This is a genomic window from uncultured Campylobacter sp. (assembly GCF_963517995.1).
In the GTDB taxonomy this organism is placed as follows: Bacteria; Campylobacterota; Campylobacteria; order Campylobacterales; family Campylobacteraceae; genus Campylobacter_A.
This window is the reverse complement of sequence record NZ_CAUQHQ010000084.1, coordinates 1-9,413: the sequence shown is the minus strand read 5'-3', so window position 1 is coordinate 9,413 and position 9,413 is coordinate 1. Positions and strand designations below refer to the sequence as shown.

The following is a 9,413-nucleotide window of genomic DNA, read 5'->3' as shown; positions in this document are numbered from 1 at the left end:
GGAAACGACTTTGCCGCCGAGATTGCACCGCTTTTAAAGGGCAAAAAAACGCTATTTTTAAGAGCGCGCGAGACGGCTTCGAGCGTGGGCGAAATTTTGCGAGAAAGCGGCGTAAATTTGACGCAGATAATCGCTTACGAAAACGTTTTTAAACCGCTTAACGAGGAGCAAAAACCGCCCAAAAACTCTGTGATTATTTTTACCGCTCCCTCGGCAGTGCGAAATTTCATGCGAAATTTCGGCTGGGATGAGAGCTATAAAGCCGTCGCTATCGGACTTACGACGGCAAAAGAGCTAGAAATTTTTACCTCGCCCGCAGTAAGCGCTCAGCAAAATATAAATTCCTGCGTAAGCCTCGCAAAAACGCTACTTTAAGCTAAAATTTTATATAATAGCCCTGCCTGAGTGATTTGGCAGCGTATTTTTATAGGGTCCAACACATTAGTTTCGGCGAAGATGTGCGGCGACCGTGCGACGCGGCTTCGTTTGAGCGTGCGAGCGCGAGAAGTTGCGACCTAAAGGAACCGCCTATTTGCAAGGTTGGCTTTGAATTTTCGGGCCACTTATATGCGCACCGCTCACTTGGGTTTTTATTTTTGGAGAAATTATGAAAATTTTGATAATCGGAAGCGGCGGGCGCGAGTACTCCATAGCTCTAAAACTTCAAGAATCCCGCAAACACGAGCTTTTCTTTGCCCCGGGCAACGGAGCTACCTCAAAGCTCGGCACTAATCTAAACATCAAAGACTATAATCAGCTCGCAGAATTTGCTAAGACAGAGCAGATAGAACTAACGATCGTCGGACCTGAAGCGCCGCTAAGTGACGGCGTCGTGGATATCTTTAAGGCGCAAAATTTAAATATTTTCGGACCGAGCAAGGCTGCGGCCAGGCTCGAGGGCAGCAAGGCGTTTATGAAGGACTTTTTGGCTAGAAATACTATCCGAACGGCGGCCTATCTAAATACCGATAATTACGACGCTGCGGCTAAATTTATAGACTCTCTTACCGCTCCCGTCGTCATCAAGGCCGACGGACTGTGTGCGGGCAAAGGCGTGATAATCGCGCAAAGCCGCGAGGAAGCAAAGGCTGCGGCTCGAGGCATGCTAAGCGGAGAGAGCTTCGGCGATGCGGGCAAACGCGTGGTCGTGGAGGAGTTTTTAGACGGATTTGAGCTTAGCTTTTTTGCGATTTGCGACGGCGAAAATTTCGTTAGCTTGCCGGTAGCCCAAGACCATAAGCGCCTAAAAGATAACGACGAAGGACCAAATACCGGCGGTATGGGCGCCTACGCCCCTAGTCCGCTAGCAAGTCCCGAGCTAATAAAACAGGTCGAAGAAGAGGTCGTAAAACCGACTCTAAAAGGCATGAAAGCCGAGGGAAATCCTTTCTGCGGCGTGCTTTTCGTGGGGCTTATGGTGGTTAATGGCGTGCCGTACGTGCTTGAGTTTAACGTGCGTTTCGGCGATCCTGAGTGCGAAGTGCTAATGCCGTTGATCGACGGCGAACTGGGCGAAATTTTACTAAATGCGGCAAAAGGCGATCTAAAACCCGTGAAGCTAAAAGACGAATTTGCCGTCGGGGTCGTGATGGCTAGTAAAAATTATCCTTTTTCAAGCTCGCCTAGAGCCAAAATCAGCGTAAAAAACGTGCCTGAAAACTCGCACATAGCATTTGCCGGCGTAAGCGAACAGGGCGGCGAGATATATGCCGACGGCGGACGAGTGCTCGTGTGCGTGGGGCTTGGAAAAAGCATAAGACAAGCGCAACAAAAGGCCTATGAGCTTTGCGAAAACGTAGAATTTGACGGCGCGCAGTACCGAAAAGATATCGCCTGGCAAATGCTAAAAGGACGCGAATGAGTAGAAGCGTCATCGACAGGCTCGAAAACGAAAATATCACGCTCGCTAGCGTCGGCAAAAGAGCCGTCGCGTGGGGGATAGATAAATTTTTACTTTCGGCATTATTTTTTGTGATTTATTACGATAAATTTGACGGAGTAGACTTTGAGCAAACTGTCGTTTTGCTTGCGAATTTAACCCTTCAAATCGTTTTGCTAGACGTGATTTATCAGACTTTTTTTACGTGGTACTGCGGCGATACGATGGGCAAAATAGCTATGAAAATCGTCTGCGTAGACGTAAATTTGCTCGACAAACCGAGCTTTTTAAACTCTTTAGTCCGCGCCTTTATGCGTATCGTTAGCGAAAACTTGTGCTTTCTTGGTTTTGCATGGGCGTTTTCAAATCCATTATTTCAAACGTGGCAAGACAAGGCCGCGAAAACGGTAGTTATAGATGTTTACTAGAATTTTTTCGTTACTAATGTTTGGGGCTTTTAGTTGCTTTGCGGCTCAAAATTTCGAGCTTCTGGCCGATGACGTAAAACGCGACAACGGCGTTGTTACGGCGGATAAAAACGTACTTGTTTATTCGCAGGATTATTTGATGAGTGCGGATAGGGCCGTTTACGATCAGCAAAAAGAAATTTTGGAGCTTTTCGGTAACGTAAATTTGATAAGAAATAAAGACGAAATCTCGCGCTGCTCGTATGCAAAGATCGACCTAAATAGCAAAGATAGCAACTACGAGACGCTATTTATGATGAACCGCGACATGGAAGTGTGGATGCAAAGCGACGAGAGCAATAGCACTTCTAAATTTTACGAGGTAAACGGCGCGGTCGTATCAAGCTGTAACGTCCAAGATCCCGATTGGAAGATCAAATTTAGCAGCGGCAAGCTAAACCGCGAGAGTAAATTTTTACACCTTTATAATCCAGTATTTTACGTCGGAAACGTCCCGGTGTTTTATCTGCCGTATTTTGGCTTTTCCACCGATACGCGCAGACGTACCGGACTTTTGCCGCCGGAGCTTGGCTACGGTAAAAACGACGGATTTTACTACAAACAACCGATCTACATCGCCGAATACGACAGCTGGGACTTGCAGTTTGATCCGCAAATTCGAACTAGACGCGGCACGGGTATCTACGGTACGTTTAGATTTGCCGATTCGCCGTATTCCAGAGGCTCGGTGACACTAGGCGCATTTAGAGATACCGAGGGCTACCGCCAAAGACAGATCGAGAAAAACTCGCTAAGACTTCCGCTAAAAAATAAAACGCATAAAGGCGCTGAGGTCAAATACGAGCGCGACAGGCTCGTTAAGCACCTAATAAGCGAGGATTTACAGGAGGGCTTGTGGCTTGATGCTACGGCGCTAAACGATATCGACTATATAAATTTGAAAAAGCGCGGCGCTGGTAGCGATGACAATCCTCTCGTAACCTCAAAGCTAAACTATTTTCTAAGTAGCGATAAGCACTATTTTGGCGCATATGCGAGATATTACGTAAATACCTCAAAAATCGGTAGCCCAAACGAAAACAAAGATACGCTGCAGGAGTATCCAAGCTTCCAGTATCATAAATTTACCGACAGCTTTATCTTGCCTAACGTGCTTTATTCAGTTGATTTAAGCTCTCATAACTACACGAGAAGAATCGGCGTAAAAGCGACGCAGTATGAGTTTAATCTGCCGGTTTCTTTTCACCTACCTTTGGCGGACGATTATCTTAAATTTTCTTACTATCACTATCTATACGCCACTCACGTGGACTATGCAAAAAAAATGTATCGCCCGACCGGAGATGAGGATAGAAGCGCAAATTATATAGAAAACTATCACAAATTCTCGCTTTATACGGATCTGGCTAAAGCTTACGAGAGCTTTTATCATAGCGTGAATTTAGGCGTTGACTACGTCGTAAAAGCCTACAACGAAGGCGACCTGCCCGATAAATACGAAACTGCCGAGGATGACGGCAACGTATACGTCTACGATATGCTCGGACGAAAATACCAAAGCTTTATAAATCCTCAGCATACTAGAGACGAGATTTCAGCCAGAGCGACGCAGTATTTCTTTAACGAAAACGGAAGAAAATTTTTGCGTCATACGATTTCGCAGGGTTATTATACGAAAGAGAACAAGCGCTCGAATTTGAAAAATATAATCGGCTGGTATCCGCTGGCAAATTTATCTTTTTACAACAGGCTTGAGTACTCTTACGAAAATAAATACTTTGAAAAAATTCAAAGCGGAGCTAGCTATACGCACGATAAATTCGGCGCTAGCCTCTGGCATACGATGCAAAGGAAAAACGCGCAAGAAAAACAAAACTACCTACACCTAAACGGTTACGTCGAGCTTCCGCATAACTATAGGCTTTTTGGCGGTTCGCAGTACGACCTCGAGCGAGACTACAACAAGCAGTGGCAACTAGGCGTCTCTCATCGCAGAAAGTGCTGGAATTATACATTCGTCTACGAAGAGGAGCTAGAGCCTACTACGACCACGAGCGGAACGGCCGCAAAGAAATCAAGAGGCGTTTATTTCTTTATAAATTTCTATCCGATGGGTGGCGTGCATTACGACTTTTCGGTAGGTCAGACGCAGGGTAGCTGATGAGCGGCTACGAGGATTTGGTCTTTGAAAACCAGCTCGAGGCGGCCGAAAAACTGCTTGAAATTTTGCCCAAAAAAGAGCTTGCCGCGGGCGAATATTTGATGATATGCGGCTCTATAGACTCGGTCATCATGGTCGATAGCGTAGCTCGCGGGCTAAATTTGAGCTATGAGATTTTATTTTGCGAGCGTATTTTTGCGCCCAATAACCCCGAGTGCGAGATCGCTATGGTTAGTGAAAAGGATGACGTCGTGCTAAACAATGAGCTGATTAAGAGCTTTGGCATTAGTTACGACTTCGTATACGGCGAGGCCGACCGCAAGTACGACGAAAAAATCCTAAAAAACGTCTATAAATTTAGAAAAGGCAATCTCATCGGCGATTTAAAGGATAGAAATATCTTGCTCATCGACGAGGGCTGCGAGACGGGACTCACGGCGCTAACCTGCCTAAAAACGCTTATGCGCGAGCGGGTAAAATCAGTCACCTACGCTACGCCGCTCATCGCTACCGACGTAGCCGCGGCTATCGCGCCGCTGGTGGATGAAATTTACGCCGTGCATAAGATCGCAAATTTTATCGAAGTGGATTTTTACTACAAAAACAAAATCGAGCCAAAACCCGAAACCGTGCTTTCCATATTAGAGGAGAGTCCGTTTTATATACCATTACAAAAACAAGGAGATATTAGGGCATGCAGTATTCAATAGAAGTCAATAATCAAGTCGAAATTTACGATATAAACAAGGTCGCCAAGCAAGCTAGCGGCGCGGTGCTTTTGCGCGTAAAAAATACCGTCGTTTTGGCCACCGTCGCTCGCGAGGATACGCAAGTTACCGAGGATTTTTTACCGCTAACGGTGCAATACATCGAAAAAAGCTACGCGGCAGGCAAGATCCCAGGCGGCTACGTAAAAAGAGAAACTAAGCCGGGGGATTTTGAGACGCTAACTTCGCGCATCATCGACCGTTCGCTTCGTCCGCTCTTTCCAAAGGGCTACGCGTATCCGACGCAAATCGTCGTGATGGTGTTATCTTGCGATCCTGAGGTCGATCTGCAAGTCGTCGCTCTAAATGCGGCCTCAGTCGCGCTTTATCTTAGCGATATCCCAGTAAATGCGCCAGTTTGCGGCGTGCGCGTGGGATATATAGATAATAAATTCGTGATAAACCCTAGCAACTCCGAGCTAAAAGCTTCCGCGCTCGATCTTTACGTGGCAGGCGTTAAAGACGAGCTTTTGATGATCGAGATGAGAAGCATCCCGGCCGAAAAAGAAGAGATAGTCCCTATCGCGCTTGATCCTATGATGGATCCGAATTTAAGCGGCGCTATAGCGATGCAGGATATGAACGAATTTAGCGAAGACCTCATAGTGGAGGCGATCGCGCAGGCCGGCAAAGCCATACTTCGCGCCTCAAACGCTTATGAGGAGGCATTTAGCCAGCATAAAAAAGAAGACGCGCAGCTAGAGCTAAAACCGGAGATCGAAAACGAAAGCGTCGCGGTTTATCTAAACGAATTTTATAAAAACGACGTAAAAGCCGCGATAAATCAGATGGCTAAAAGTGAGCGTGCTAGCGAACTAACCAAGATCGCTAAGCAAATTTTGACCGACGAAGTAGCTCAAAAAGAGGGCTGGGAGGAGGAGGTCGTCTCTAACGTCCTGGCTAAATTTAAGAAAAAAATCGTCCGCGAGCAGATCATAAACGAGGGCGTTCGCGCCGACGGCAGAGGGCTTAAGGAGGTTCGCCCGATCAGCATTGAGACCAATATCTTGCCAAATGCTCACGGCAGCTGTCTCTTTACCCGCGGACAGACGCAAGCTCTAGTAGTCGCCACTCTAGGCACCGACGGTGACGCGCAGATGTATGATATACTAACGGAAAAAGGCGCCGTGACGGATAAATTTATGTTTAACTACAACTTCCCAGGCTTTAGCGTCGGCGAAGCTAGCCCGCTAAAGGCTCCGGGCAGACGCGAGCTGGGTCACGGCAATCTCGCTAAACGTGCGCTTGCGCCTAGCATCGACGTAAATTCGCCTTATACGATCAGGCTCGTGTCCGAAATTTTAGAAAGTAACGGCTCAAGCTCTATGGCTAGCGTTTGCGGCGGCTCTTTGGCGCTAAGGGCTGCGGGCGTCGATACGCCAAAACTAGTCGCGGGCGTCGCGATGGGACTAATTTTTGAGGGCGATAAGCACGCCGTACTAACCGACATCATGGGGCTAGAGGATCACGACGGCGATATGGACTTTAAAGTCGCCGGTAGCAAAGACGGCATAACCGCGCTTCAGATGGATATAAAGTTAGGCGGCATAAGCCTTGACGTGCTAAAAGAGGCGCTTTTGCAGGCGCGCGAGGGCAGGCTACATATATTAAATTTGATGGAAAAAGCAAACGAAAATATCTCCGTAAACGAAGACATACTCCCTAAACTAGAGCTTTTTAGCGTTGATCCGGGCAAGATCGTCGATATCATCGGACAAGCTGGAAAAACGATAAAAGAGATCATCGAAAAATTTGACGTCGCCATCGACCTCGACCGCGAAAAAGGTGAGGTAAAGATCGCCGGCGCGCAAAAATCAAGCGTAGATGCGGCTAAAGATTATATCATACAAATCGTCTCAAAAGATGGCGGCAAAGGCTTTGGCGGTAAAAGAGGCGGCAAAGACGGCAAGCCTCACAAGACGCCTGAATTTAACATCGGAGACGAATTTGAGGGCGAGGTAAAAAGCGTGGTAGAATTTGGCGCCTTTATCGGACTTCCTGGCGGCGTGGACGGACTTTTGCATATCTCAAAGATCAAAACGCCTCTAAAAGCAGGCGATAAGGTCAAGGTAAAAATCAGCGAGCAAAAAGGGCACAAAATCTCCCTTTCTTTGGCGCAATAAATTTAAAGGAGAACCGATGCAGTATAAAAAAATATTCTTCCCCATAGGTGCCGGCGACGATGTCAAAGAGCGTATAAAAGGGGCTTTGCTAGTGGCTAAATACTTTAACGGACACATCGAAATTTTAGCCTGCCAGCTCGATCCTAGCGTCGTTTATAATATGAAAATGACGCTTCGAGGCGGAGTGCTTTACGAGGAGTTTTTAAAGGCTGCTAAGGCTGATTTGGGGCTTGAGCACGAGCAAAATGAGGCTATTTTTAATAAGCTTTGCGCCGAGCTTGGCGTACGCGTCAGCGATACTCCGATAAAAGGCGAGACGAGCGCGAAATTTATAACCAAAAGCGGTAAAAGAAGCCTAATCGTCGAGCAAGAGTCTAAATTTTGCGATATGGTAGTAGCAGCCGTACCGCTTGACGGCAAGATCACGGGTACGTTTGAAGCGGCAGTGCTAAAAAGCGGTAAAAACGTTATCGCGATTCCTAGAAAACTTACTAAATTTAGCGCAGAAAATATCCTGGTAAGCTGGACCGGTACGCCTGAGAGCTCGCGCGCCATTACCAGCTCGCTACCGCTTTTAAAAGAGGCTAAGCGCGTAAAGTGCATCACTTCAAAAGCAAATTTGGGCGATCAAAGCGAGGCTAGCTTAAAGAGGCTGGACGAATACTTCGCGCTGCACGGCATAAATGCGAATTTTGAGGTCGTAGGAACTTTTTCGGTTCCGGGCGAACCGCTTTTAAAAGCCGCGACGGATGGAAATTTCGACCTAATCGTAGCGGCTAGATACGCAGAAAACGGCTTTAGGGAGATTTTCTTGGGCGGCACGACCAAGTATTTCTTACAAAATACCACGATACCGGTGTTTATGTAAGGTAAAATCGGAGCTAAATTTATGGCTTAAATTTAGCTCCAAAATCTAAATTTAGCTTGAAATAGGGTTATAATATCGTAATCCAAGAGAAAATATGCTAAATTCGACTCCAAATAAAGCATAACTATTGAGACTTATTACTAAGCAAAGTCCAAAAATATCGCTAAATTACGGTTTATGGTTTTTAATGAGGTCTAAAAATCGGACATAATTGGAAATCAGCCAAGATATATTAAATAATCATAATAATATTTTAGAAGGCGGCTTTTAGATTATACTTACAAGTACTGACTAAAATTTGGTTAGTCAGTACTTTTGGTCAGTTAGTTGGTGGTTTTTTGATAGATTTCCTGGCAATGGGTTTGATGTATTTGACTATTTTGGGGATTTTTGTCGAGGTTAATAAGTATGATGGTGCGACCTGCGTGTCTGCAATTTAGAGAAAAAAGCCCAAAAAATCGAGGCTTTAACAAAAATAGGAAGTATAAAAACCGACTTCCTAGAGTTTTAAGGTTTTTAAAGAAAACGTAGCGTTTTTAAAAGATTTTAGCTAGAAGCTTAAAGGGTTTTAGGTTCTTTTTGAGTTTATATTAAACAAAAAATAAACCATTTAAGGGTTTAACCTTAAGTCGTAAAACTAATTCTTTTACCCGCCTGTTCTGATTAGCATGTTATCATTTTTTTTCCTGCTTGTCAAATTACCCGTTATTTCCCAATACCTCGGTCAAGCGGAGCCGTTAAGTGAGATTGGCGAGCTTAACGGCGTGAGCGTTAAAGAAATACAACTTTTTTTTGAAAGCAAATAAGACGGCACGGGCGGGCGCTTTGATACTCGCTGAGGCTCGTATCGAAAAAATAAGCTAATGCACGCCGCGAACAGCTAACGGCGCGCATAGAGCCTATTTTTTCTCGCTCTGCTTTTAGCTTTTATTTGCGGGCATTGTAGCGAGCCGTTTTTTACAAGGTCAAGGGTATACGAGCAGGATTTTAAGGGCTCGCGATTAGCGCTCACCTCTAAAAATCCGCCCTTGACTCTGTAAAAGCCGTTCGCACAACCCGCAAAGCTCGGAAAAACAGAAAAACAGCCGCCACCGTGCCGTTAGTATGCATTGCTCTTTTGCTTTGAAGTTTTTTTTAACTTGACGCTTTGTAAATTTTTGAATCGCCTATTTATTATTATATACTAT

7 protein-coding genes are annotated in these 9,413 nt (G+C 45.7%); all 7 read left to right on the top strand.

Annotated features, from left to right (window positions below):
• Nucleotides 1–375: uroporphyrinogen-III synthase (locus RYL88_RS08850; protein WP_314990675.1), on the top strand; the 375-nt coding region annotated here is incomplete at its 5' end.
• A gap of 232 nt (nt 376–607) precedes the next feature.
• On the top strand, nt 608–1,861 hold the full coding sequence (gene purD / locus RYL88_RS08845; protein ID WP_314990673.1) for a phosphoribosylamine--glycine ligase: 1,254 nt from the start codon (nt 608–610) through the stop codon (nt 1,859–1,861).
• On the top strand, nt 1,858–2,307 hold the full coding sequence (locus RYL88_RS08840) for an RDD family protein (RefSeq protein WP_314990671.1): 450 nt from the start codon (nt 1,858–1,860) through the stop codon (nt 2,305–2,307). The genes purD and RYL88_RS08840 overlap by 4 nt, the downstream gene beginning before the upstream one ends.
• Entirely contained in the window at nt 2,297–4,468 is a 2,172-nt protein-coding gene (locus RYL88_RS08835; RefSeq protein ID WP_314990669.1) for an LPS assembly protein LptD, read from the top strand. The genes RYL88_RS08840 and RYL88_RS08835 overlap by 11 nt, the downstream gene beginning before the upstream one ends.
• Nucleotides 4,468–5,178, top strand: a complete 711-nt coding sequence (locus RYL88_RS08830) for a phosphoribosyltransferase family protein (RefSeq protein ID WP_314990667.1) — start codon at nt 4,468–4,470, stop codon at nt 5,176–5,178. The genes RYL88_RS08835 and RYL88_RS08830 overlap by 1 nt, the downstream gene beginning before the upstream one ends.
• Complete coding sequence (locus tag RYL88_RS08825) at nt 5,163–7,358, top strand: polyribonucleotide nucleotidyltransferase (protein WP_314990665.1); 2,196 nt, start codon at nt 5,163–5,165, stop codon at nt 7,356–7,358. Before RYL88_RS08830 ends, RYL88_RS08825 begins: the two co-directional genes overlap by 16 nt.
• A gap of 16 nt (nt 7,359–7,374) precedes the next feature.
• Nucleotides 7,375–8,226 (top strand): universal stress protein, encoded by an 852-nt coding sequence (locus tag RYL88_RS08820; RefSeq protein WP_314990663.1) that lies wholly within the window; start codon nt 7,375–7,377, stop codon nt 8,224–8,226.
• Nucleotides 8,227–9,413 lie beyond the last annotated feature (1,187 nt).